This window comes from Pseudomonas sp. NPDC087697 (genome assembly GCF_044743155.1).
Classification (GTDB): Bacteria; Pseudomonadota; Gammaproteobacteria; order Pseudomonadales; family Pseudomonadaceae; genus Aquipseudomonas.
In genome coordinates this window covers 1-23,488 of sequence record NZ_JBIUVW010000010.1, presented here as the reverse complement: position 1 = coordinate 23,488, position 23,488 = coordinate 1, and the positions used below count along the sequence as shown (strand labels likewise).

Sequence of the window (23,488 nt, the reverse complement as noted above, 5' to 3'; positions counted from 1 at the left end):
GCGGTTCAGTGTGGCTGGAGTGTCGCGTTGCCGTCCTGGTAATGTCCGTTGTCATCAATCAGGGTGTAGCGCACCTGGATTGCACCCGTATCTGTGGAAGTGGACAAGTCCAGGCCGTAGCGTTTTTCGCTCAACGGAGGGGCCATCATGTCGAGGCTTTTGGTGACAGGTTGCTCGCCTGCGCCAGTGACCAGTCGAAGTGAAGAAAACGACGCGTGATAAGGGCTGTTGTTACGGCATACCAGCACCCAGTCTGCGTTCTGTTTTTCCAGGCGGAAGGTCAGGGCGGCGGGGACTTGTTCGGGCAACGAGGACAGTCCCTTGGGGCGGTAGAAAATCTTCATCTGGGTGTTCATCGCCACGGCGACCTGGGTTGTGTCGGTCGCATGGGCCTTGGCTGGCGGAATCTCGTAGAGGTTCAGCCATATGACCGACTCGCGGTCCTTAGGCAAGGGGTCGCCGCTGTAGATAATCCGTAACCCTTGCAGCGCTCCGGGTTGCAAACGAAACACCGAGGGCAGGGCGATCATGGGGGCTACGGCGTTTTCCGGAGCACGGTCGCCTTCGCCATTGTCGATCCAGGTTTGCACCACCACTGGGTAGGTATTGGTGTTGGCCAGCATCAACGAACGTTGGCGCTGGCCTTCGGTAAAGATCAACCGGGTCTGTTCAGCCATGACCCCGGCCTGGGCGGATTGTCCAGCAATAGGCAGCAGACCTAGGCATAACAGCAGCGATACAACCTTGAGTGTTTTCATTGCACTTTCACCAGCACATATGCGGTGGCATTCACCTTGCCCGGTGTGGCGGTCAGGCCCGGCAGGCTGCTGAGAATGGCGGTAATGGTCTGCGCGTAGTTGGTGTAGCCCGACGCACTGCTGCCTGCGGCGCTGGCACCGTCCTTGACCGGATACCAACCGCCTGAGGCACCGGTGCCGGTGGCCGCCCAACCCAGAAAATTCATGGCAGTGTCGGTGCTGCTGTTGCGCAGACTGATGCCAACCCCCGTTGCCACCGAAGGGTCGGTACCATACCCGTTTGAAACCAGATATCTGACACCGCCGCGATTGGTCAGCAGGTTGAGTTGCTGAGCCTTGACGTAGGACGCATTGGCGACCTGGATGCCGAGGGCGGTCTGATTGGTGCCGATACCGGAGGCGGTGGTGTCGCTGCATTCCAGGCCGATGGTAAATTCCGTTTCCCGGGTTTGGCCCTGATTGAGTTCGGCTGCAGTCACGCGCGAGAAGGTCACCACAGGCGTGACGTTGCGGGCCACGCAAGTCGCCGTATAGCTGATGGATGCAGCGGAGCGCACACCGAAACCAACACCGTTGTGCTGACCCCAGAACACGTAGCTGGTGTTGGAGTCGGAGCCGATTTTGTCGTGCGCGATGCCGCCGCCGCGAAACTGAATGTAACCGTTGGGTTGGTTACAGGTGTAGCTATAGGTGCCACTGCCGCTGGACGCTGCCATCCCACCGCAATAGTTACTGCCTGACCCTGAAGAAGGTGGGAGGCTTGAAACCCTAGCCAGATCCGCCTGGATCAGGCTCAGGTGCTTGGCCTTGATCTGGATTTTGGTGCCGACAGTGTCGTATTGAGTGATCTTGCTTTGTTGCCAATAACGAGTGAACGGCTCTCCCGAGTTCAAATGGGTCAACTTGAGGGCGACGTAGGGAAACCAGGTAGCGAAGTAGTTGGGCAACCCATCATTGAGCGTTGTCCCTTTACCATTGCCGATTTCCCAATAGCCGCCGACACGGTCATCGCCGTTGGTGGCGAAAACCTCGTAGATTTCGTTGGCATCCCTCACGTCGCACTCCCACAACACAGTTTCAGCGGTCAGGCCCGGTGAGCTGCCCGCCGACACCACGACGCTGCCCAGAGGCGTGCCTACCGGCTGCATGTAGGTGCTGGTCAAGTTGACCCGGCCGAAGGTCAGCTGTGCTGTGTTGTTATCTTTCACGTTTTCGCCGTTGTAGATACGCTTACAGGTAGCCTGGGCGGACGGCAGTGCGATTATGCCCAGTACGAGAGCTGAAAGGATGAACAGTGGGCGGGAATCGAACATTGAAAACCTCGGACAAAGAGAAAAATTCAAGCCGGGGGCACATGCTCCGGCAACCATTCGGTCAGGGTGCCACGCACGCACTGTCGAGTTTGATCAGGGCCTGACTCACATCCTGTTTCGCCAGGTCGAAGCGCATCTCGCAGCTATCTGCCTTGGCATCGCCCCAGCGCACGGTCAACGTACCCTTGAGTTTGTCCGTACGCAGGTAGGCCTGGCTGCCCTGGCCGACCATCCCGATCACGCTGGCGTTGTCGTCCAGCACGTCGGCCCCCATGGGCACGGCCTGACCATTGGCACGCACGGCCTTGAGCAGAATCGCGTTACCGGCGCGGGTCTTGAAATCGACTTTCACTGCGGCGCCGGCATAGGGCGCCACGCGTCTCTGACCCTCGTCCAGTTCAGCCTTTTCGTTCATGCCCTCGGGATTCAGCGCCACGGTGTTGTAGCGGTAAGGCGTCAAGGACGGCACGAGGGCGTAGCCGTTGTTGTCGATCTTCGCGCCCATGCTGTTCATTACGGTTGCTCCATTGGCGCCTTTGGCCTCGACCAAGGCGAAGGTATCGCTCAGGTAGGGGCCGAAGGTCACTCCTCCGCTGTGCACGGCCAAGGCGCCACGGGCACTGCCCGACGCTTGCCAGTAATCCTGGCCTTTCGACGCGCTGGCACTGACCGATGCGTTAGGCAGACGCTTCTGCAGATTGCCACTCCAGGTGTTTTGTTTCTGGTAGTCATCCCGGGAAAAATCGACGCCGTAACTGAGGCTCTGATCCTTGCCCTGGGTCCCCGACAGCGACGTCTGATAGGCGTTACCCGATGTCGCACTGTGGCTCACCGAACTGCTGAGATAAGGCGCATTGCCCCGAGCCGGGCTGCCCAGTGGAAACGAAACCGACAACAAGGTGACGGTTTCGCTGCTGCCGTTGGTGCGTGAGTTGTTCGTGTAGCCGGTCTGCAACGCGTTCTGACTCTGGTCATCGTAACTACTGCCGGACGTCCGGTTCAGGTAGCTGCCGGTGGTTTGGCGAGCGACCGACAGGTTGAAACTGACGTTGTTGCGCAGGCTGTTGGCATAACCGAACTGCAACTGTGAGTCGCGCTCGCGGCCATTGCGATAGTCCTGGGTCGACCCGGAAAGGAAAACTGTGCCATACGCCTGCAGGCTTTGATTGATCGAGACTTCGAAGCGCGAACGCTGCAGGTAGCTGCTCGACTGCCAGGTTTCGCCACTACGAATGGATTCGCGTACTCCGAGTACGTCGCCGAGGTCGCGATAGCCTTCAGTGGAATAGCGATAGCCGGCAATCGACAGCGTGGTGTTCGTTGGCTGGAACGTCCGGCTATAGGACAGTCGCGCCATCCAGCCATCGAGTTGTCCTTCGCTGGGCATGTCTGCCCTTGAGTAGGTGGTGTCCAGGCCGAATGCACCCAGCACGTTGGAGTAGACTCCGCCGATGACCATTGACTGATAACCCTCGGCCAGGCGCAATCCGCTGTTGGCGGTAATGCTGTTGGTCAGCCCACGCTGATAGGTCATTTCGGTGAACGGGTCGCTGTCACCGATATCACGACTTTTGCCCACGGCGACGCTGTAACGAGAATTGCCCGGTCGCAGGGACTCGGGAACCGCCGAGAACGGCACGGTGAAGGTGCTGACGGTGCCATCGGCTTCGGTCACCAAAACCTTCAGGTCACCGTTGTAACTGGTCGAGTACAGGTCAGTGATCTCGAATGGTCCCGGCGCCACGTTGGCCTGATAAATATCTTTGCCATTCTGCCGCACGATCACCTGGGCATTGGTCTTGGCAATGCCCCGGACTGCGGGCGCATAACCGCGCACGGACTCAGGCAGCATGCGGTCGTCAGAGGCGATTTCGACCCCGGTGTAGCTCAGCCCGGAAAAGAACCGGCCGCTGGTGAAGCCCTGGCCGAGGGTCATTTCACCCTTGATAACGGGCAGCGCTCGCTGAACATAACTGCGGGTGGTATTCCAGTGGCTGCCGTTGTCGGTGTCGTAGCGCAGGTTGCCTTGCTGCCGAAGTCGCCACAGGCCAATGTTCAAACCGCTATTGAGCGCCATGTAGCTGGAGTCCGAACTGTTGGCGTAGTCGCCGCTGCGGGTCACATGGTATTGGCTGGCGCTGTAGTTGACGAAGCCAATGGTGTCGCCACCCTCCAGATTTTCCGGCGCCACGTAGCCGCGCGGGTAGCGCAGCATGAGGCTCTGAGGGATGTTCAGGTCCAGGCGCAACAGGGAGAAATCGAATGCAGTGGCCGCGCCCTCGACAGCTTTTGCCAGGACCATGCACGAGTCGTCGCCTGGGCTTTTGATCGCCTCTTTCAGTACGCCGGCTTGCTCCAGCAGTTGGCTGGAAAGGCACGGCTGCACATTCCCCTTGCCTTGATCGACGAAGCGCAAGTCGACACGCTCGACAAAACGGCCGTTGATGAAGAGGTCGACCTTGTATTGTCCCGGTTCAATGGCATTCAGGCGGTTGAATCGTGACAGCGAGCCGCCGCCGAACATCATGTTGTCGTCGAACAGATAGGTATTGTCGGCTGCCTGGGTTTGCGGTTCGGTAGAGGCGAATCCGGCACTCGGCAGAATGGCGATGACCAGGAACGAATAGCGCATGACGACGTTGAGCCGACGCTCGTCTCGCAGACCGGGTTTGAGTTTGAACGGAGGGACACTGTCTAAAGGCATGACTGAATCCAGGCCGATTAATGGAGGGGCATATCAGTGGAAACGTCGGCACCGAAATCGTTGACCAGGGTCAGGCGCACGATGTCGCCGCTGACAGGTCGGATGTCGCGGGTGATTGCCCAGCGCGCTTTTGATTTGGGGGCGATCATCACGTCTTTGGTCAAGGTGCGGACCTTGCCGGGACTGACGATGGCGGCATCGCGGACGGTGGCGAAGTAACCGCTGTCGTTGCTGACAACAATGTCCAGGCCTTGCAGGGTCAAGGTCAGCGAGTCGCTCAACGCGTCGGGATTGCCTGCCAGGTCATTGGGGCGGTAGAACACTTTGAGACGGCTGCTGATGATCAACAGGAGTTTGTTGGCTTCCTGTTCGCTGGCCTTCATCGCGGGCATCTGCACGAAGTTGAGGTAGAAGGCCGATTCGCGATCGGTCGGCAGGTTGTCGCCGCTATAGATCAGGCGTACCACCTGACCGCTGTTGGCATTGATCCGGAAAATCTGCGGGCTGGCGACAAAGGGCGCGTCCGCGGTTTGTGCGGTGGAGTGTTTGTTTCCCTTATCGAGCCACAGCTGCACCAGGTAGGGATGGGTATCGTGGTTAGTCAGCTGTATTGCTTTTTCCCGTGCCGAAGCGGGATAAATCACGCGAGTACCGGTCATCACGACGCTGGCGAACGACTCGCTCGCGACAGTTGCGCCTATCAGCAGGCTCACGGCGAGCGCAATTTTCTTCAGGCGAGTCATGGCAATCTCCTTCCAGAGGGCGGAGTGAAGTTCGAAGGGGAGGTGGGGGGGGGCCGGCACCCAAGGTGGATGCCGACGAGCCGTCTTGCGGTGTTACAGGTAGTCGAGGGAGTACTGCGCGGAAGCCGAAACGGTACCGGCAGTGGCACCGCCGGTTTCGCTGATGTAACGCACTGCGAAGTCGTGACTGGCGGTCTGTTCGCCGGCGGCCAGTGCCAGGCCTGCAACGGAAGTGATACCGTTCAGCACTACCGGCTTGCCGCCTTTGTCGGCGTCCATCAACTGAATTTGCACGTTGGTGGCACCGCCTTTGGTGGCACCGCTGGAGTTACCCAGGTTACCGGCGGTGGTCACGTCTTTGCCCAGGAAAGTGGTCTTGATGGCCAAGCCCGAAGTCGGTGCAGTACAACCACTGACCGCGATGGTGAATGGAGTTTGTCCGGCGGTGCTGCCGACAGCGCTCAAGTCGCTGGCGGCAACGGTAGGCAGCAGAATGATCGGGTTAGCGGCGTTGCCGTTGACCGACACTTGGCAGGTCTGGTCGGAAACCTGACCTTTGAAGCTGATGGTGTTGCCGCTGGCAGCAAAAGCCAGAACAGGGAAGGTGTACATGGCAAGGATCAGAGCGGTGCGCTTCAAAATGAAACTCCTTTAAAGGTTGATTAGGCAGGCGTCCGTCAGGGATGGCTGCTGGTCCGGGCTCAAAACAATGTTTGTCCGGACAACTCAACAATAAAGATTTGAAGCGTTCCGTTTAATCAGACAGTTCTTAAAGCGGTGCGTGTTGGCGTTGCTTTCTGAGGTCACCTTGTCTTTCATGGGGCTCGTTCAGTATCGCCCATGGCTCGCTAGTCGATCTATTGCGCGGGTCTGACTTTATATCCCTGCGCTCAACCCTTGCTGCAACACCGTTGGCAATTCCAGCGAAAATCCATCAGACATTTCCTAAAAGCCTCAAGACTTCATCTAGACTGACGACGTAGTCCTTACACTACTAAGGAGCGTTCAACATGAACGGTACGCGTTTGTCAGTTGGTTTCAGTTTGTTCTTCGCATTCAGTAGTGCGTGCGTGGCGGCCACACCTATGGCTCAAGGCGTCATCCATTTTTCCGGCAGTATTGTCGACACGGGCTGTACGTTACATTTGGAGGATGGGTCGACCTTTGGGCTCTACGGCTGCCCGAATTTTGCGCGAGGCAGCGCTATCAGCGTGCGTAGCATCGAGCCAGTTCGCTCTGTCGGTGCAGTCAATCATTCTCGCGTAGGTGTGAAGTTGGTTGACGACAAACGTCAAGATGGCCGCTATTACGACCAGCAATACGCCTTGGTGGACAGTGCTGGAAAACCGGTAAGCTCAGGGGCTTACCTGATTAGCCTGACTTATCCCTGAGAATGGGGCTTAGTGAATCGCCTCTGAACCCGTAGACATTTTAATCGCACTCAAAAAAACACCGTCATACATCACGAACCTGCACCTCTGCGCATTGACCATCACACTCCCTGACCTTGGCCCAAGCGGCACTTGATTACAGGCATGAGTATTTCTCGCCTGTCGTTCACCGGCATGCTGTGTTTATGTGATGGATTAAGAATCGTCTTAAAGACGTTGAGCTGGCCTCTGGTTAAGGTGTCTTCGTTCTCCCGGCGGTCACGACAACTCGATCTGCTGCAGTGTGGCCGACGGGCGAACACCCTTATCCAGGCTCTCGGCGAAACCGACAGCCAAATCCGGCTCGTTCAGTAATTCTGTCATCGCTGTGGCCCCGTGTAGATGTGGATCGTTCCAGTTCGTTGCATGAATATGCGTGCCCATGGAGTTGGTGGTGCTGAATATCGCCCCCAGCCTTGGTTTGATACCGCCTCAGCTATTTTCCATTTTGGTGATTATGGCCTTGGTTTCAACGCTGATCACCTCGCTTACCTGTCGGATTATCGCGCTGGGAGGTGACATCGATCCCGGTATGGACAACGACGCGGTGGCGTCGTGGGGCATTCACACAGCGAGCAGCATTTATTACCAGATGCTTCGTTAAGTTTTTTGGAGTTGAGTGATTCGTAGGGGGAGGCCGGGTCTGTTTCCGACGGATTCGGCGTTGGTTTGAACATAGGTGACACTCCATATGTGGTTAAAGGAGCCATCACTCTCGCTACCAAACGAATGGTTGGTAGACCGGCCCACATGGAAAAACCGGCGCGCCCGAAGACGCCCTGCGCATGGCCACCATCAAGCAGACGCGAAATAGCATCTGCAAAAGGTGCCGCGATACGCCATGTGGAGAGCGGGCTACCAAACCCGATCACTGTTTTTCAGTGACCGCCGAACGATAGAACCCGCGCCCCAAGGCGCACAAACCGGCGGATTCTGGCGTAGTCGTAGGCAATGGCGCAAAGCGTTGTAGCCTGCGGGACGTAACGCTGAGTGTCATGTAAACGCGTGGCCAAAATCTTAAACAAACATTGACGGATAGCCGTGCTGGCGGCCCCATCCATGCAACCAGTTTCGTCCTACTGCTCAAGCATCAAACTACGCCAAACGATCACTGGCGGTTTAACAGACACAACGTCCGGTTGCAGCTCTTCCTGTTTCTGCAATCCCGGCGAAGTCACCTCGTTCAGCTCAGATGATGACTGCTGAAGCGGTAAAAAATGCTCAGCCTCTACGGTCGTCTCAGTCGAGTCATCGATAGGCGGGACAGTCATTTGATTGTAACAACGACCTTGCCCTTGGCTCGTCCTTGCTCGACGTACTTCAACGCCTCCGCCGTTGATTCAAAGGTGAAGGTGCGATCAACCACAGGTTTGATGATTCCGGCCTCAACGAGCGCGGTGATTTGTTGCAATTGGGCGCCATTGGCCCGCATGAACACGAACGCGTAGCTGACGTCATGCTTGCGCGTCTTGCGCCGAATGCCGAGGCTCAGCAGGCGCATGACTTGCTTCAATGGCCAGGACAACCCCTGCTCCTGCGCGAACTGCGCAGTGGGTGGCCCTGAGATGGAAATGAGCTGGCCACCGGGCTTCAGGACCTTGAGTGACTTCTCCAGTACGTCGGCGCCGAGGCTGTTCAACACCACGTCGTAGTCGTGCAAGACGCTTTCGAAGTTCTGCTGTTTGTAGTCGATCACCGTATCGGCCCCCAGCGCCTTCACCCATTCGACATTCGAGGTGCTGGTGGTGGTCGCGACAAAGGCGCCGAGGTGTTTGGCGAGCTGGATGGCGAGGGTGCCGACGCCGCCGGAGCCGGCGTGGATCAGCACTTTCTGGCCCTTTTTCAGTTGGGCGGTTTCGACCAGCACTTGCCAGGCGGTCAGTGCGACCAAGGGGATGGACGCGGCTTGTGCCATGTTGGTATTGGCGGGTTTCAGTGCGATTGCGTTTTCGTTCACGGCGATCAATTCGGCGAAAGTCCCGATCCGCGCTTCGGGCGGGCGGGCGTAGACTTCGTCTCCCGGTTTGAACCGTTTCACTTGCGAGCCAACCTGAACCACGACGCCCGCCAGGTCATTGCCCAGTACCAGCGGAAATGAATAGGGAAGGATCAGTTTGAATTCGCCTTTCCTGATCTTCGAATCCAGCAGGTTGACGCTGCTGGCGTGTACTTCAATCAAGACGTCGTGGGCGCCCACCGCGGGGTCGGGCGCTTCGCCAATGCGCCCGGTGTTCTTGCCATAGCGATCAATTAAAAATGCCTTCATCGTGGTGCGGCTCTTGTCGGTTGGAATGAGGGTTGCCGGAGCGTTTGCGACGTTGATGTTCTGCGTTGTCAGGCATCAAGGAACGCCAGCGCCTTGGCCACAAAGTCAGCGTAGTGCTGGAAAATGCTGCCGTGCCCGGCATCTTCATAAATAACCAGTTGTGCGTTGGGGATGCGGTTGGCCAGCGCAATCGAGTTAACGCTGGGCACCATGATGTCGTTGTCGCCGTTGACGATCAGTGTCGGCGTTCGCAGGCGCCCGAGGTTTTGTGGTGCCTGTTTGCCCCACGAGGTGATGGCTTTCAACTGTCGTCGAAAAGCGCTGGGCGTCGGGCCTTTGTCGCGATTTTTTTTGCGTTCTTTCAGGCGTTTCAAATACTGCGACGCGGTTCGGCGGCCATTGGGAGTCGAAGTAAAGAACAGGTAGAACTTGGGATCTCGCAAGGTCAGCAAGCCTTTGATCATCAATGGCCATGCCACCGAACCGACCTTGTCGATACCGGTGCCGCCGGCCGGCCCGGTGCCGGTGAGAATCAATCGGCGTACCAATTCGGGCGCCTTCAGGGCGATGTCCTGAGCGACGAAGCCGCCGAGTGAAAAACCGAGCACGTCGACTGTCTCGAAACCCAGCGCACGTATCAGTTGGATGGCATCGTCAGCCATTTCGCCGACCGTCAGTGGCGCGGTTCCACCAGAGCCGCCGATGCCGCGATAGTCGGTGGCAATGACGCGCCGTGTTTGTGCCAGGCCATCGATGATCTCGGGGTCGAAGTTGTCCAGCACCGCGCCCCAATGGTTGAACAGTACGAGGGGCACGTCGGTCGTGGAGCCGATGTCGCGATAGGCGAAGGGAATGCCGTTGACCGTGATCGACTGGTTCGCCGCGTTGACGAACGACGTCTGCGAGCCAGCGTGGTTTTGTGTATCCGTGGGGGTCATGTCTACTCCGAACAGAGGGCCGCATTCGATGCAGTGCCTTGCGCGCCTGCATCGAATCCTGCGCGGGTGTTCGCTACAAAAGATCACTGTTGGGTTTGGTAGCGCTGGGCAACCGCAGACTGGCGGATCTGCTCCAGCAGGCCCTGACGTGCGGTCTGCAGGTCATCCCAGCGTTCAGCTTCGTGCAGCGGCGGGATGGTCACCGGCTCGCGACGATCAAAACCGACCAGCGCGGCATCCACCAGATCGCCCACTTCCATGATTTCGCTCAAGGTGTTGATGTCGATGCCGGAGCGATCCCAGATCTCCGTGCGGGTGGCGGCCGGCAGCACGGCTTGCACGTAGACGCCTAGGGGCGAAAGTTCCAGGCTCAGGCCTTGGGAAAGGAACAGCACAAACGCCTTGGTCGCACCGTAGACCGACATGCCGAACTCCGGCGCCAGACCCACCACCGAACTGATGTTGATGATCGCGCCGTCGCCTGCTTTGGCCAGGCGTGGGGCGATGGCGCTGGCGAGCCGCACCAGCGCCGTGGTGTTGAGGGCGACCAGTTGCGCAACGCTGTCGGTGCTTTGGTCGATGAAGTTGCCGGACAGCCCGGCGCCGGCGTTATTGACGAGGATGCCGATACGGGCGTCGTCGCGCAGGCGTGCTTCAACGGTTGTCAGATCGCTGAGTTGGGTCAGATCCGCCGAAATCACATCGATGGCGACGTCGTGTTCGCTGCGTAACCGGGCTGCAAGTGCGTCCAAGCGTGCCTGGTCTCGGGCGACCATTACCAGATCGTGGCCGCGTTGCGCGAAGCGCTCGGCGTAGACGGCGCCAATGCCGGTGGAGGCGCCAGTGATGAGAACGGTAGGGCGAGTGCTCATGGGGTCATCTCTCTTTCAGGATGTGTGAAAACAGAAAGCGCGGTCACTGATTGCTCAGCTTGCAGCGGCGCTCGATTCAGCCATCATCGGGTAGTCGATGTAGCCTGCCGCGCCGCCGCCATAGAGGGTGGCGGGATTGAAGGCGGACAACGGCGCGCCGGTCTTGAGGCGTTCCACCAGATCCGGGTTGCCAATGAATGGGCGACCGAACGCGATCAGATCGGCCTGGTCTTCGGCGAGCCGCGAAGTCGCCAGGTCCAGGTCATAGCCGTTGTTGGCGATGTAGGTGTTTTTGAAGCGCTGGCGCAGGGCGCCGAAATCGAATGGCGCCACGTCACGCGGGCCACCGGTCGCGCCTTCGACCATGTGCAGGTAAACGACGCCGAGGGCGTCGAGTTGATCGACGACATAATCGAATTGCGCCTGCGGATCGCTGCAGGAAACGCCATTGGCCGGCGACACCGGCGACAAGCGCACACCGGTGCGATCCGCGCCGATCTCATTGACGACGGCCGCCGTCACTTCGAGCAACAGACGCGCACGATTTTCAATCGAACCGCCGTAAGCATCGGTGCGCAAGTTGGCGCTGTCCTTGAGGAATTGATCCAGCAAATAGCCGTTCGCGCCGTGAATCTCCACGCCATCGAACCCGGCGGCGACAGCGTTTGCCGCGGCCTGGCGGAAATCGGAGACGATCCCCGGTAGTTCGCTGATGTCCAGTGCGCGCGGCTCGGAGACGTCTTCAAAGCGGTTGTTGACGAACACTTTGGTGGCGGCGCGCAGCGCAGAAGGGGCCACGGGAGCGGCGCCGTTTTCTTGCAGATCAACGTGCGACACGCGGCCGACATGCCACAGTTGCAGGACGATTTTTCCGCCCTTGGCGTGGACGGCATCGGTCACTTTGCGCCAGCCATCTATCTGCGCCAGCGTGTAGATCCCGGGGGTGTCCTGATAGCCCTGACCCTGTTGGGAAATCTGCGTGGCTTCGCTGATCAGCAAGCCTGCGCAAGCGCGTTGGCTGTAATAGGTGGCCGCGAACTCGCTTGGCACAAAGCCTTCGCCTGCGCGGTTGCGTGTCAGCGGCGCGAGGACGATACGGTTCGACAGCGTGAGGGCGCCAAGCGTGTAAGGGGTGAACAGATTCTGGTCGGTCATCTGGTATTTCTTCCGTGCCCGTTGATGGATATCGGTTGTGCGTGCAATTAGGATGATGATCGAAATCTAAACTGTCAACGGTTTTGATTATGGCCAACATCTATGTATCATTGGGCGCATGATTTCCCAGTGGACACGAGGTATTGCACGTGAGAGTGACCAAGGCCCAGGCGCAGGCCAATCGGGAGCACATCGTCGAGACGGCCTCTGGGCTGTTCCGTGAGCGCGGCTTTGATGGCGTCGGCGTGGCGGATCTCATGGCGGCTGCCGGTTTCACCCACGGAGGTTTCTACAAGCATTTCGGCTCGAAGGCCGACCTGATGGCCGAAGCCTCTGCCAACAGTCTTTCCAAATCGCTGGCAGGCGCTGAAGCGCTCGATGTTCCGGGCTTCATCGACGTCTATGTGACGAGAGAACATCGGGACGGACGTGGCAGCGGTTGCACCATGGCCGCGTTGTGTGGCGACGCGGCGCGTCAATCGGACGATTTGAAAGCGACGTTTGCCGAAGGGATCGAGCACACCCTGCAAACCCTGGGGGACAAATATCCGACAGGTCCGGATGCCGCGCCGGGTGAGGGGAGAATGAAAATGATCGACCTGCTGTCTCGTGCTGTCGGTGCGATTATTTTGTCGCGTGCCTGCCCGGATGATTCCGCGCTGGCGGATGAGATCCTTGAGGTGTGCCGCGCTGAAATGTTTGCTTCGTTGCCGGTCGATGAAGTGGAGGAGGAGGTGTAGAGGGTGGATCTCATTCAAGGCGTGGCTTTCGGTATAACTTCGATTTTGATGCACGGACCCGAAAGTCGGCTTTTGGCCGATTTCTGCCCATTACCACTGACAATTTTGAGGTACCAACAATCGGTTTTGAATCAGCGGTGAGTGTGAGGGTGGGGGGGTTCGATGGTGCGGACGTTTCTGGAGGCAAAACCTGTGTAACTGATGCCTTTCCTGCTTCAGGAATAAAATAAATCCCTTAGATTTCAATAAGTAGGACGCTAGATGCGAGTCTCGTTTCCCGCTCCAAGCATTAAAAAATGGACCTCTGAAAAGAGGTCCATTTTTTTCGTCCAAAGAAAAGTCTTTCAAGGTGACGCGCAATTCGTACGCGCGTCGAACGCAGCATGAAGTCTTCCTGCATCGTGTAGACGATTGTAGTGGATCATCCCTTTCTCTCATCAACGCGTAGGGCAATAACTCAAACTCCTTGCAGAGCCTGCGCGTTGTCTTCAGTGGGCGTCAGTCCGGGAAGTGATCGCCGAACATGGGATGGCCGCCGACGGAGCTTTCCCGTGTCGCCTCATCCTGGATGACGTCCCAATGTTCGACCATCACGCCGTCCTCGAGACGCAGGATGTCGACAACGACCCAGTTTGTCGGCTGGCCGAGTCCAGAGAACCGGCCGTGCAGCATGACGAAATCGCCTTGCGCCACAGCGAGCTGGCATTCGTAACGCAGATCGGCCGGCCCCGTGGCGACCAGACCGAACAGGCCCTCGCGACCTGGGGGCACATGAGCACTATGTTGGATGTAGGAGGGCGACCAGAAGTGTTCGGCCGCAGCCAGATCCTTGCGATTGAATAGGGTTTCGAAGCCTTCGAGAACGATTGCCTTGTTCTCGGCGGGTGTGTGTGCGGTCATAGTCTTGATCCTGTCAGGCTCTGTACGAAAACTGCCTGCGCGTCGACCAGGCTGCGTTAAAAACAGGCTCGGACGAACGGAGTGAGAACGCCCGAAGGACGGCCCGAAGGGGCCGCGCAGCGGATAATGCTCATTTAGGGGCCTAAACTCCGCTTCCTCGTCTGTTTTTGCCTTGCCTGATCGCCGCTCGGCGAGTTTTCGTACAGAGCCTAGCCATGTGAGGGGCAGGCGACCGCTGAGGCCGCCCGGCGCGGTCAGCCCAAAGTCGGCCCGGCTGCGATCATGTCGTTGAACTGATTGACCCACGCATGTTCGTTCGGGCCGGGGTTGGCACGCATAGCCTCGGCTGGAGAGACGAGGATTTCGTCCACGCCGCTCTCGAACTGCGTCATCGCTTCAGTAATGAACTGGTCGAGAGGAATAGCGCGCTCTTCCTCGCTGCTATCGAGCAGCTCGGTGCGTACCCAGGGCGGCGCGATTTCGACCAGTTGGATGCCATGTCCCCGCAGCAGGTAGCGCTGTGACAGCGTGTAGGAATGGAGTGCTGCCTTGGTCGCCGAATAGACCGCCGTCACTGCCATCGGCACGAAGCCGAGAACGGAGGAGACGTTGACGATCACCGAATCAGGCCGTGCCTTCAGATGCTCGACCAGCGCCGAGGTCATGCGGATCGGACCGAGGAGGTTAGTGGTGACGGTCGACAGTGCGAGCGCATCGTCCACCGGCCCGTCCGCGTGATCCAGCATCATGATGCCGGCATTATTGATCAGCACATTCACGTCCGGATAATTGGAGATGAGCGTCTGCGCTGACGCCTGGATGCTGCCCGGATCAGTAATGTCTAGCTCAATTGCGGCCATGCCAGGGTTGGCGTCGAGCGTCTCCTGCAGCCGCTCCTTGCGCCGGCCAGAGATGATCACCTTATTGCCGAGCGTGTGGAAGGCTTCGGCCAAGCCTCGGCCAATACCGGAGCCGCCGCCGGTGATGAAGATAGTATTGCCGGTCATACGCATGACACTTCTCCTTGATTGATGAAGTAAGGGCGTCCAGCGCGCCGCTCGGATGAAAAGGTCGACCGATGCGTCGTGCGGGATGACGGCACTAAATTGGCAGGTGCGGCGGGATCAGAGTAGCCACTCTGGCTCGCTATCTTCTATGTATGGGATGCATAGGTATTGTCGCGATGTGTTCCGAGCGCGTCGCAGCCCTCGCCAAGAAGGCTGGATACAAGATGCTCGATCAAGGCACGGCCGGCACTCCGGGTACGCGAGCCATGGGGGAAGTAGGCATGGACAGGTACGGATTCGGTCTCCCAATCGGTGAGCAGTGTGACGAGTTCACCACTTTCAAGCTCACGCCGACATGCCCAGGCCGTTGTCGACGTGATCCCCAACCCAGCGGCTGCGGCTGCGACAGCTCCCTCATTTTCGTCGGTCGAGAAGTGAGCCTCGAGCTGAATTGTCCTGGTCTCTCCATTGCGAGTGAACATCCAGCCGCTCGGGACAGTCGAGGCTGGACCTGCAATGATTCGATGTGATTGCAGGTCTTCCGGTGTAGTCGGCTCTCCAGCGGCGCGCAAGTAGGAGGGGGAGGCGAGAATGAACCTGGAGATTGTCATGATCTGACGGCTTGTTGCACTGGAATCCAATAGCCGCCCCAGCCTTATCGCAACATCGATATTTTCGCGGACCAGATCTTGCCAGTGATCAGCGAGCAGGACCTGGATATGCAGGTTGGGATGTATTGCCGCGAACGGAGCTATACGCGGAATGATTTCCCTGACGCCGATGCTCGTTGGCATGCTGATCCGGACGACGCCACGCAGCTCTCCACCTGCGCGAACGCTCTGCTCGGCTTCTTCCACTGCTGCAAGGATCGGCTCCATGCGCGACAGAAAATCCGCCCCCGCCTCAGTGGGTACAACTGCGCGTGTCGATCTCGCCAAAAGCAGGGTGCCGAGATCGGCTTCGAGTTCGGCAACAACCCTGGAGACCTGGGATTGAGAAAGACCCATTTCGCGTGCCGCGGCCGAAAAACTGCCCAGTCGCGCCACCCTTGTGAACAGCCTGTAGGTGAAAAGGTCCTTCATATAAGCACTTCTTTGGAAACGAAATAGGTGTCCATGGGCAGTTGGGAGCAGCTATGGCCCCCAGTTGCCGGTGGTGCAGAGTATCAGGCAGCTTCGGTGTAGAAAGGATAGTCCGTGTAACCCACCTCCGTGCCACCGAAGAAAGCCTCGCGGTCGTACGGGTTCAGCGGCCAGGCTGATGTCACCTTAGCGCCCTGAGGTCGCGGTGACCATCAGCGCGCCACGGCTCGTCATGCCGTGGCGAGCAGCCTTCCCTAAGGCGCTATGTCGGCCTTGAACCACTTCTTCGACAGCTGTTCGACCGTCCCATCCGCCAGGGCTGCGCTCAGGGCATGGTTGAATTTTTCCTTCAAGTCAGTATCACCCTTCCTGAACGCCAGGGCCTCGCCCGGGCCCCAGATGGGCCCACCTATCTTGGGGCCGACCATATGCACCGCCTGGTTTTCCAGGTTTTGCAGCACGGAGGAGAAAAACGTCACGTCATCGAAAGCAAAATCAATGCGGCCTGCGTTCAGGTCCATCATGTGCTCGCCGGACTTTTTGTAGACCCGGATGGTCGCGACACTTTTAAAGTTTTTCTCCACAAAGTCCGTGTAAGCCGTGCCGGACTGAATACCAATGACCTTACCTTTGACCAGCGAGCGCAGTTGATCGATGGTGGCCTGGTCGTTGTTCCGATCACCGCTGAGCTTGACCACTTCATCGCTCGGGGCGCTTGAAATCACCGCTGGCGTTGAGCTGACAAACACACCCTGCGTGGCCGCATACGGCTGTGAGAAAGCGACGATGGCCTCACGCTCCGGGGTAATCACGATGGCATCCATCAGCATGTCGAATTTGTTGGCGTTAAGCCCCGCGATCATCCCGTCCCAGTCCTGGGCTTGAAGCTTGCACTCAAGCTGGATCCTCGCGCACAGGTCCTTCAGCAGTTCAGGTTCGAAACCGGCAATCTCGCCGTTGGGCAGTGTGGTGTTCCAGGGTTCGTAAGCCCCTTCGGTGGCCACACGAACCGTTGTCCAGTCCTTGGCAGCGGCCATGCCAGTAAACAGCAGGCTGCTGCCCAGGGCGGTACAGGCGAGCAGGTTTCGGGTAAAGCGAGTGATGGAATGCATGTGTTTCCCCAAAGAGTTCGAAAAGGATCGGCAGGGGCAAGCAATGACCGCCATAAGGCGAGTCGAGGGACTTTTATTAGGGTGTTGCGTACGAGTCAGGCCGTTCGGCCGTAAAAGCCCAGTTGTTCCTCAGCGCTGAACAGCACGCCGGGTTTTTCGTAGTACGAGAAAACCGCCACCATCCGTTCGCGGTTACCCTTGACCGGGGTGACGCGGTGCGCCGTGTTTTTACCGCGAAACACATTGAGCGTGCCGGCGCGCAGCTTGAGTGTCTGCACCTGGGGATCACGCCCCTCAAGCAGTTCGGCCACGCCGGCGTAGTTGGGATCATCACTGGTGCGCAAGTCGTTGCGGTACTGGAATTCGCCACCTTCTTCGGGGGCCTGCAGCATCAGCGTGGTGGTGAATTCGGAGCGATCGAAGTGCCAATTCAAGGTCTCGCCCTGGCGGTAGCTCATCACGTTGACGCGCGCCAAGGGGTCGGCCATCACGTGCAAGTGCGGCTTCTCCATGACGGCGGCCAGAAAGGCCACCAGGGGCGGGTACTCGTAGACGTCACTGACAAGGCTGCCCTTGAGTTGGTCTGCGCACAGGGTATGGCTGACCGTCTCGACGTTGCGTAATGCCGGATGATCCGCCGCCAAGCCCTCGATCTGCGGTTTGAAGTAGATATTGTGCGTGCGGCTGTGGGTATGGGATTCGCTGTTCATGGTCGGCTGAATTTGCTCGGCCGCCAGGCGCACTTTGTCCTCTGCGATAAAGCCTTCCAGATTGAACATGCCGTTCAGGTTCAGCTCGTTTCGGGACTTCTCAACCAAGCGGTTCCACTCTTCGCTGCCTTCACGGTCGAGTGGATAGCGCTCAAGATCTATGACGTTGTTCATGATGACCCTCTCGTTGTAGATGGCTGCAACGTACCCCATGAAAATCTTCGTAACAACGGCATAAATTGTTAGGATCCCCCTAGTAAAACTTATGGGAGACGCGCTCATGCAACGGTTACCACCCCTCAATGCCGTTCGGACCTTCGAAGTCGCAGCACGGCTGGGCAGCTTTGTGCTGGCGGGGGCAGAACTGGGCGTGTCATCGGCGGCCGTCAGCCAGCAGATTCGCCATTTGGAAGACTATTTCGGCAAGAAACTCTTCGTACGCAACGGCAACCGCCTGGCCCTCACCGACGCCGGTCTGGCGATCTATCCGCAAACCTCTCGGGCGCTGGGTGACATTGCCGCGATGACCGTGCGCATACTCGAAGGTGAAATGCGCACACGGCTTATTGTCAGCGTGCCGTTTTCCCTGGCCGAATGCTGGCTGGCCCCGAAGTTGTCAGAGCTGCTGGAGATCTACCCACAACTGTCGGTGGATGTTCGCGTGGAAGATGACCCGGTCGACCTCGCCCGGCATGACGTGGATCTTCGCGTCAGCTATGGGGATTATCACTACCCCTCGTTTGAGGCCATCCCCTTGTTCCATGACGAAGTGCTGCCGGTTTGCGCGCCGGAGATTTGGTATCGGCACGGCAACAAGGACTTCGATCTCACACAGATTCACGAAAGTTTGTTTATCCATACCCAATGGGGACCCCACTATGCGTCGCATCCTACGTGGAGTGATTGGTTCACCAGCGAAGTAGGCGACTATTCGCCGGACCCCGCACATGGCCGCCGCTCGGGGTTGTCGAGCCTGTCGGTGACCCTTGCGAAGCTGGGGATGGGGATTGCTTTGGGGCAGAAGGTAATTGCGAAGCGGGATTTGGAGGCGGGGCGTTTGATTGCGCTTTCTACTGCGTCATTGAAGCTGGGGCATGCTTATTGTGCGTTTGTGCCTGCGGCCAAGCGGGGGCGGGTGGATGTGCAGAGGCTGATTGGGTTGTTGCAGCTTTCGAAAGTTGAGGCGGACCTGTAGACGCGGATGTATCCGCGAAATCCAACGTGATCGCTTCATTGGAACGTATGAGTAAGTGAGTTGCTTTTGCCGGCTGTGCTCTTTCGCTTCTCACCCAGTCTGAAGCGGACTGGCAGGGTGCGCGCCAAGGCGCGCACCCTGGGCGATGTTTATTCGGTACTTCTCTCATGATGGCTGGAGACGAATTGCCGAAAGCGTTCGCTGGGCAAACCTTCGAATAGTTCTGCTGGCGTACCCTGCACATCGATCAGGCCGCCATGCATGAACACCACCCGATTTGACACGTGCCGGGCAAAGCCCATCTCGTGCGTGACCACAAGCATGGTGCGGCCTTCTTCAGCCAGAGAGCGCATTACGCGCAAAACCTCTCCAACGAGTTCAGGGTCAAGTGCCGAGGTCGGTTCGTCGAACAACATGACTTGTGGATTCATCGCCAGCGCGCGCGCTATCGCTACGCGTTGCTGCTGACCACCGGACAGGTGAGCGGGGTAATAGTCGCGGCGATCATACAGGCCGACCTTGTGCAGCAGGGCTTCTGCTTCCTCAATGCATTCGGCACGGGAACGTTTGAGCACCCGCATCGGGCCTTCGATGACGTTTTGCAGCACCGTCATGTGCGACCAGAGGTTGAAGCTCTGGAACACCATACCCAGGCAGCTGCGCATGCGCTCGACCTGGCGACTGTTGCTCGGGGTCTGGCGGCCGTCGGCATGCTGCTTCATTTCGATCACTTCACCATTGACGCTGATGATGCCTTGATCGGGCGTTTCCAGAAGGTTGATGCAACGCAGGAAGGTACTTTTACCGGATCCACTGGCACCGAGGATCGAGATCACGTCGCCCTTGTGGGCTTCCAGGGAAATGCCCTTGAGGACATGGGCGCTGCCGAAGGACTTCTGGATGTTAGTTACCGACAAGGCTGAAGCGGGCTGAGTGCTCATGGCATGCTCCGTATCAAATCAGGAATGGGTAGGCAGCGAAGGGCTGGCTTTTTTGATGGCGTCGACTGGCCGCTCACGCAAATGCGGCGAGAGGCGATACTCGAGCCAGGCGACAGCACGGACGACCAGGAAATTCAGCACCAGGTAGATCAAGGCTGCACAAATGAACACTTCCATCGTGCGATAGGTGCGCTGGATGATCTGTTGCGCGACGCCAGTGACGTCCCAGACAGTCACCAGGCTGGCCAGCGCCGTGGACTTGACCAGCAAAATGGCTTCGGTGGAGTAGGCCGGCAGGGCCTGGCGCAGGGTAACCGGCGCAATGATCCGGAGTAGCAGTTCCCAGGGCGACATGCCCACGGCCTTGCCCGCCTCGATCTGCCCCTGTGGCACGCTAAGCAGCCCACCGCGAATGATTTCGGCGGTGTAACCGGCGGTACACAAGGCCAGTGAAACCACCGCGCAGCCATAGGGCGACCGGAGCAGTACCCAGGCGAAGCTATCGCGAATGGCCGGGAACTGGCCCAGTCCGTAGTAAATCAGGAACATTTGAATCAGCAGCGGCGTACCGCGAAACAACATGATGTAGAACCGCGCTGGGTAGCTGAAAAACCACCAGCGGCTGACCCGCAGGCTGACAATGCCGACGGACAGGGTCAGGCCTATCACCAATGAGCTGAAAAACAGCGTCAGCGTGGTGGGCAGTGCGGCCAGAAGCTTGAGCATGGTGTCCGCGAGGAACGGAAAATCGATCATAAGTGTCGCTCCCGACTCGAACTAGACTGGGCTGCGCTGCCGCGTACGGCGCACGCGAGCTTCAGCCATGTGGAAAAGCCGACCGGACAGGCCAGTGAGAATGAGGTACACAGCGCCCCCGATGATATAGAACGTGAAATATTGACGAGTGGATCCGGCCGCGACCTGGCTGGCACGCATCAATTCCACCAAACCAATGACTGAAATCAGCGCGGAGTCTTTCAGACTCATTTGCCAGACATTGCCCAGCCCAGGCAGCGCGAATCGCAGCACCTGGGGGACCAGAATCCGTTTGAAGCGCATCGCACGGGTCATGCCGATGGCCAGTCCGGCTTCCAGTTCGCCCCGCGATACCGCGAGAAAAGCGCCCCGGTAGACTTCAGCCTGATAGGAGCCGGAAATCAGCCCGACCGCCAACGCCCCGACCAGAAAAGGCGGCACGTCGATATAGCCTTCACCGCCGAACCAGTGGCCAACCGCTGTTACCACACTGGCTCCGCCAAAGTAGAACAGGTAGATCACCAGCAACTCGGGGATCCCCCTGAACAGTATCGAATACAGATCCCCCAGCCAGCGCAAACTGCGCTGACGGGATAGCTTGGCAGCAGCGACCAAGCTGCCAAATACCGCACCCACCAGCAGGGCTGCCAGGGTCAATATCACGGTCATGCCCGCTGCCTTGAGCAGCGCCATTCCCCAGCCTGAGTCACCGAAACTGAGTAGCTGCAAGACGTTCATAGAGGGGCCCACTTATGAAAAGGTTTAAGCAGGCCCGGCAACCTTTACGGTGCCGGGCCATTCAGAATCATTGCTTAGGGGTAAGGTCTGCCTTGAACCACTTCTCGCTCAATTTCTTGATCGTACCGTCAGCCATGGCTTCCTTGAGGGCTGTGTCGAACTTGGCTTTCAGCTCAGGGTCTTTCTGACGGAAGCCCAGCGCTTCGCCTTCACCCCAGATCGGGCCTTTGATGACCGGGCCGGTAAAGACCAGCGGTTTGTTCTCAGGCTTGTCCATTACCGAGTTGAAAAAGGTTACGTCATCGAAAGCGACGTCGATACGGCCGGCCAGCAGATCGAGAATGGCTTCGGCCGAGCTGCCGTACTCACGAATGGTCGCCACATCCTTGAAGTTCTGATCAATGAATGACGTGTAAATGGTGCCGGAGGCGATACCAATGGTTTTGCCCTTGAGTGCCTTGCGCAGTTCTTCAACGCCGGCACGTACTTCCTTGGCGTCGGTGCCCAGGGTGATGGCGGCGTCAGCACCGGTTTTTCCCGGCAACAGATCGGCTTTCAGCGCGACGAAACTGGCCGGTGTCTGGGCGTAAGGCGTCGAGAAGGCCATGACCTTCTGGCGTTCCTCGTTGATGACGATGGCGTCCATCAGTACGTCGAATTTACCAGCATTGAGGCTGGCGATCATCCCGTCCCAGTTCTGTACGACGACGTTGCACTTGAGCTTCATGCGCGGGCAGATGACATCCATCAGCTCCGGTTCGAAACCGCCGATTTTTCCACCCGGGAGCGTCAGGTTCCAGGGTTCATAGGCGCCCTCGGTCGCAATATTCACCGAGGTCCACTCTTTGGCCTGCAGTGCCGGAGCACAGGCCAGAACCATTGCACTGAGCGCTACAGAACCCATCCAGCTTGATTTCTTCGACATCTTGATACTTCCTGCCTAATCAATGGAGTGTTGCGAACTGATCCGGCTCAGGCCGAATCTCCAATGTCTGTGCGCACAACTATTTTTGTGCACACAAGACAAAACCATAAAAACCAACCGTCAGTTAAGCCGGTTAATTCGCACCCATAATGGTTTCAGCCTGGACAGCTTCCCCATCTCCATGTGCCCCTGACCGACAGATCAACCGGTGATCATCGGCAGGTTCAGGCCCTGCTCGTTGGCGCAGTCGATCGCGATCTGGTAACCCGCGTCGGCGTGACGCATGACGCCAGTCGCCGGGTCGTTGTGCAGCACGCGAGCGATACGCTCGGCCGCTTCGTCAGTACCGTCGCAGACAATCACCATGCCCGAGTGCTGGGAGAAACCCATGCCGACGCCGCCGCCGTGGTGCAGGGAAACCCAGGTCGCGCCGCTCGCGGTGTTGAGCAAGGCGTTGAGCAGTGGCCAGTCGGACACGGCATCGGAACCGTCCTGCATGGATTCGGTTTCGCGGTTCGGACTGGCCACCGAACCGGAGTCCAGGTGGTCTCGGCCGATCACGATCGGTGCCGACAGCTCGCCGCTGCGGACCATTTCGTTGAACGCCAGACCGAGCTTGGCGCGCAGACCCAGACCCACCCAGCAGATACGTGCCGGCAGACCCTGGAAGCTGATGCGCTCGCGCGCCATGTCCAGCCAGTTGTGCAGGTGGGCGTCGTCCGGGATCAGCTCTTTGACCTTGGCGTCGGTTTTGTAGATGTCTTGCGGATCGCCCGACAGCGCAGCCCAACGGAACGGACCGATACCACGGCAGAACAGCGGACGGATGTAAGCCGGTACGAAGCCTGGGAAGTCGAAGGCGTTCTCGACGCCTTCTTCTTGCGCCATCTGACGGATGTTGTTGCCGTAGTCGAAGGTCGGAATGCCCATTTTCTGGAAGTCGAGCATCGCTTTAACGTGCACGGCCATCGATTGCTTGGCGGCTTTGACCACGGCAGCCGGCTCGGTCTTGGCGCGAGCGCGGTACTCTTCCCAGGTCCAGCCGGCCGGCAGGTAACCGTTGAGCGGATCGTGGGCGCTGGTCTGGTCGGTGACCATGTCCGGGCGCACGCCGCGACGAACCAGTTCCGGCAGAATTTCAGCCGCGTTGCCCAGCAGAGCGATGGAAATCGCCTTGCCTTCCTTGGTGTATTTGGCGATGCG

Annotated in this window: 23 protein-coding genes; 4 read left to right on the top strand and 19 right to left on the bottom strand. The window is 58.5% G+C overall.

Annotated elements, in window-relative coordinates; all coding sequences use genetic code 11:
* Positions 1-5 precede the first annotated feature (5 nt).
* The 5 genes from ACIPIN_RS09990 to ACIPIN_RS09970 all read right to left on the bottom strand — a co-directional run bounded on the left by ACIPIN_RS09990 (position 6) and on the right by ACIPIN_RS09970 (position 6,157).
* Positions 6-758 carry a molecular chaperone gene (locus ACIPIN_RS09990; protein ID WP_401117953.1) on the bottom strand — a complete coding sequence of 251 codons (753 nt, stop codon included), beginning with the start codon at positions 756-758 and terminating at the stop codon, positions 6-8.
* Positions 755-1,966: a fimbrial protein gene (locus ACIPIN_RS09985; RefSeq protein WP_401117952.1), complete on the bottom strand. Its 1,212-nt coding sequence runs from the start codon at positions 1,964-1,966 to the stop codon at positions 755-757. The genes ACIPIN_RS09990 and ACIPIN_RS09985 overlap by 4 nt, the downstream gene beginning before the upstream one ends.
* Positions 1,967-2,132: 166 nt before the next feature.
* The gene (locus tag ACIPIN_RS09980) at positions 2,133-4,775 is read right to left on the bottom strand and encodes a fimbria/pilus outer membrane usher protein (RefSeq protein ID WP_401117950.1); all 2,643 of its coding nucleotides are present in this window, start codon (positions 4,773-4,775) and stop codon (positions 2,133-2,135) included.
* A 17-nt stretch (positions 4,776-4,792) separates the two neighbouring features.
* Entirely contained in the window at positions 4,793-5,518 is a 726-nt protein-coding gene (locus tag ACIPIN_RS09975; protein ID WP_401117948.1) for a molecular chaperone, read from the bottom strand.
* Between the two features lie 93 nt (positions 5,519-5,611).
* Positions 5,612-6,157, bottom strand: a complete 546-nt coding sequence (locus ACIPIN_RS09970; protein ID WP_401117946.1) for a fimbrial protein — start codon at positions 6,155-6,157, stop codon at positions 5,612-5,614.
* A gap of 371 nt (positions 6,158-6,528) precedes the next feature.
* Here ACIPIN_RS09970 and ACIPIN_RS09965 point away from each other — a divergent pair, with 371 nt between their 5' ends.
* Together ACIPIN_RS09965 and ACIPIN_RS09960 are read left to right on the top strand one after the other, a co-directional pair.
* Positions 6,529-6,909, top strand: coding sequence for a type 1 fimbrial protein (locus ACIPIN_RS09965; RefSeq protein WP_401117944.1), 381 nt, complete (start codon positions 6,529-6,531; stop codon positions 6,907-6,909).
* A 421-nt stretch (positions 6,910-7,330) separates the two neighbouring features.
* Positions 7,331-7,552: a hypothetical protein gene (locus tag ACIPIN_RS09960; RefSeq protein WP_401118158.1), complete on the top strand. Its 222-nt coding sequence runs from the start codon at positions 7,331-7,333 to the stop codon at positions 7,550-7,552.
* A 663-nt stretch (positions 7,553-8,215) separates the two neighbouring features.
* On the opposite strand, the gene ACIPIN_RS09955 is transcribed toward ACIPIN_RS09960, so the two are convergent.
* From ACIPIN_RS09955 to ACIPIN_RS09940, 4 genes are all read right to left on the bottom strand, one after another.
* The gene (locus tag ACIPIN_RS09955; protein WP_401117942.1) at positions 8,216-9,214 is read right to left on the bottom strand and encodes an NADP-dependent oxidoreductase; all 999 of its coding nucleotides are present in this window, start codon (positions 9,212-9,214) and stop codon (positions 8,216-8,218) included.
* Positions 9,215-9,282: 68 nt separating this feature from the next.
* The gene (locus ACIPIN_RS09950; RefSeq protein WP_401117940.1) at positions 9,283-10,152 is read right to left on the bottom strand and encodes an alpha/beta fold hydrolase; all 870 of its coding nucleotides are present in this window, start codon (positions 10,150-10,152) and stop codon (positions 9,283-9,285) included.
* 83 nt (positions 10,153-10,235) lie between these two features.
* Positions 10,236-11,024, bottom strand: coding sequence for an SDR family NAD(P)-dependent oxidoreductase (locus tag ACIPIN_RS09945; protein ID WP_401117938.1), 789 nt, complete (start codon positions 11,022-11,024; stop codon positions 10,236-10,238).
* A gap of 54 nt (positions 11,025-11,078) precedes the next feature.
* Positions 11,079-12,179, bottom strand: a complete 1,101-nt coding sequence (locus ACIPIN_RS09940) for an alkene reductase (protein WP_401117936.1) — start codon at positions 12,177-12,179, stop codon at positions 11,079-11,081.
* Positions 12,180-12,328: 149 nt separating this feature from the next.
* Here ACIPIN_RS09940 and ACIPIN_RS09935 point away from each other — a divergent pair, with 149 nt between their 5' ends.
* Positions 12,329-12,919 carry a TetR family transcriptional regulator gene (locus ACIPIN_RS09935; protein ID WP_401117934.1) on the top strand — a complete coding sequence of 197 codons (591 nt, stop codon included), beginning with the start codon at positions 12,329-12,331 and terminating at the stop codon, positions 12,917-12,919.
* Between the two features lie 498 nt (positions 12,920-13,417).
* Here the strand turns inward: ACIPIN_RS09935 and ACIPIN_RS09930 are convergent, their stop codons facing one another.
* The 5 genes from ACIPIN_RS09930 to ACIPIN_RS09910 all read right to left on the bottom strand — a co-directional run bounded on the left by ACIPIN_RS09930 (position 13,418) and on the right by ACIPIN_RS09910 (position 17,904).
* The gene (locus tag ACIPIN_RS09930; protein ID WP_401117932.1) at positions 13,418-13,819 is read right to left on the bottom strand and encodes an ester cyclase; all 402 of its coding nucleotides are present in this window, start codon (positions 13,817-13,819) and stop codon (positions 13,418-13,420) included.
* A gap of 254 nt (positions 13,820-14,073) precedes the next feature.
* Complete coding sequence (locus ACIPIN_RS09925) at positions 14,074-14,832, bottom strand: SDR family oxidoreductase (RefSeq protein ID WP_401117930.1); 759 nt, start codon at positions 14,830-14,832, stop codon at positions 14,074-14,076.
* A gap of 140 nt (positions 14,833-14,972) precedes the next feature.
* Positions 14,973-15,908 carry a LysR family transcriptional regulator gene (locus tag ACIPIN_RS09920; RefSeq protein ID WP_401117928.1) on the bottom strand — a complete coding sequence of 312 codons (936 nt, stop codon included), beginning with the start codon at positions 15,906-15,908 and terminating at the stop codon, positions 14,973-14,975.
* Positions 15,909-16,162: 254 nt separating this feature from the next.
* A complete protein-coding gene (locus ACIPIN_RS09915; RefSeq protein WP_401117926.1) occupies positions 16,163-17,020 on the bottom strand; it encodes a transporter substrate-binding domain-containing protein in 858 nt (285 codons plus the stop codon).
* 95 nt (positions 17,021-17,115) lie between these two features.
* The gene (locus ACIPIN_RS09910) at positions 17,116-17,904 is read right to left on the bottom strand and encodes a 2OG-Fe(II) oxygenase (RefSeq protein WP_401117925.1); all 789 of its coding nucleotides are present in this window, start codon (positions 17,902-17,904) and stop codon (positions 17,116-17,118) included.
* 106 nt (positions 17,905-18,010) lie between these two features.
* Between ACIPIN_RS09910 and ACIPIN_RS09905 the strand changes: the two genes are divergently transcribed.
* Positions 18,011-18,925: a LysR substrate-binding domain-containing protein gene (locus tag ACIPIN_RS09905; protein WP_401117923.1), complete on the top strand. Its 915-nt coding sequence runs from the start codon at positions 18,011-18,013 to the stop codon at positions 18,923-18,925.
* 149 nt (positions 18,926-19,074) lie between these two features.
* Here ACIPIN_RS09905 and ACIPIN_RS09900 read toward each other — a convergent pair whose 3' ends face one another.
* The 5 genes from ACIPIN_RS09900 to hutU all read right to left on the bottom strand — a co-directional run.
* Positions 19,075-19,866: an ABC transporter ATP-binding protein gene (locus tag ACIPIN_RS09900; protein WP_401117922.1), complete on the bottom strand. Its 792-nt coding sequence runs from the start codon at positions 19,864-19,866 to the stop codon at positions 19,075-19,077.
* Positions 19,867-19,884: 18 nt separating this feature from the next.
* Entirely contained in the window at positions 19,885-20,622 is a 738-nt protein-coding gene (locus ACIPIN_RS09895; protein ID WP_401117920.1) for an ABC transporter permease, read from the bottom strand.
* A gap of 21 nt (positions 20,623-20,643) precedes the next feature.
* Positions 20,644-21,315, bottom strand: coding sequence for an ABC transporter permease (locus tag ACIPIN_RS09890; protein WP_401117918.1), 672 nt, complete (start codon positions 21,313-21,315; stop codon positions 20,644-20,646).
* Positions 21,316-21,427: 112 nt separating this feature from the next.
* Positions 21,428-22,192: a transporter substrate-binding domain-containing protein gene (locus tag ACIPIN_RS09885; protein ID WP_401118149.1), complete on the bottom strand. Its 765-nt coding sequence runs from the start codon at positions 22,190-22,192 to the stop codon at positions 21,428-21,430.
* Positions 22,193-22,486: 294 nt separating this feature from the next.
* Positions 22,487-23,488 (bottom strand): urocanate hydratase (hutU, locus tag ACIPIN_RS09880; RefSeq protein ID WP_401117916.1); only part of this gene is annotated, 1,002 nt, incomplete at its 5' end.

Coding starts and splice junctions, on each gene's coding strand:
- ACIPIN_RS09990 (WP_401117953.1), bottom strand. CDS start 758: ATGAAAACACTCAAGGTTGTATCGCTGCTGTTATGCCTAGGTCTGCTG.
- ACIPIN_RS09980 (WP_401117950.1), bottom strand. CDS start 4,775: ATGCCTTTAGACAGTGTCCCTCCGTTCAAACTCAAACCCGGTCTGCGA.
- ACIPIN_RS09975 (WP_401117948.1), bottom strand. CDS start 5,518: ATGACTCGCCTGAAGAAAATTGCGCTCGCCGTGAGCCTGCTGATAGGC.
- ACIPIN_RS09965 (WP_401117944.1), top strand. CDS start 6,529: ATGAACGGTACGCGTTTGTCAGTTGGTTTCAGTTTGTTCTTCGCATTC.
- ACIPIN_RS09960 (WP_401118158.1), top strand. CDS start 7,331: ATGGAGTTGGTGGTGCTGAATATCGCCCCCAGCCTTGGTTTGATACCG.
- ACIPIN_RS09955 (WP_401117942.1), bottom strand. CDS start 9,214: ATGAAGGCATTTTTAATTGATCGCTATGGCAAGAACACCGGGCGCATT.
- ACIPIN_RS09950 (WP_401117940.1), bottom strand. CDS start 10,152: ATGACCCCCACGGATACACAAAACCACGCTGGCTCGCAGACGTCGTTC.
- ACIPIN_RS09945 (WP_401117938.1), bottom strand. CDS start 11,024: ATGAGCACTCGCCCTACCGTTCTCATCACTGGCGCCTCCACCGGCATT.
- ACIPIN_RS09940 (WP_401117936.1), bottom strand. CDS start 12,179: ATGACCGACCAGAATCTGTTCACCCCTTACACGCTTGGCGCCCTCACG.
- ACIPIN_RS09930 (WP_401117932.1), bottom strand. CDS start 13,819: ATGACCGCACACACACCCGCCGAGAACAAGGCAATCGTTCTCGAAGGC.
- ACIPIN_RS09925 (WP_401117930.1), bottom strand. CDS start 14,832: ATGCGTATGACCGGCAATACTATCTTCATCACCGGCGGCGGCTCCGGT.
- ACIPIN_RS09920 (WP_401117928.1), bottom strand. CDS start 15,908: ATGAAGGACCTTTTCACCTACAGGCTGTTCACAAGGGTGGCGCGACTG.
- ACIPIN_RS09915 (WP_401117926.1), bottom strand. CDS start 17,020: ATGCATTCCATCACTCGCTTTACCCGAAACCTGCTCGCCTGTACCGCC.
- ACIPIN_RS09910 (WP_401117925.1), bottom strand. CDS start 17,904: ATGAACAACGTCATAGATCTTGAGCGCTATCCACTCGACCGTGAAGGC.
- ACIPIN_RS09905 (WP_401117923.1), top strand. CDS start 18,011: ATGCAACGGTTACCACCCCTCAATGCCGTTCGGACCTTCGAAGTCGCA.
- ACIPIN_RS09900 (WP_401117922.1), bottom strand. CDS start 19,866: ATGAGCACTCAGCCCGCTTCAGCCTTGTCGGTAACTAACATCCAGAAG.
- ACIPIN_RS09895 (WP_401117920.1), bottom strand. CDS start 20,622: ATGATCGATTTTCCGTTCCTCGCGGACACCATGCTCAAGCTTCTGGCC.
- ACIPIN_RS09890 (WP_401117918.1), bottom strand. CDS start 21,315: ATGGCGCTGCTCAAGGCAGCGGGCATGACCGTGATATTGACCCTGGCA.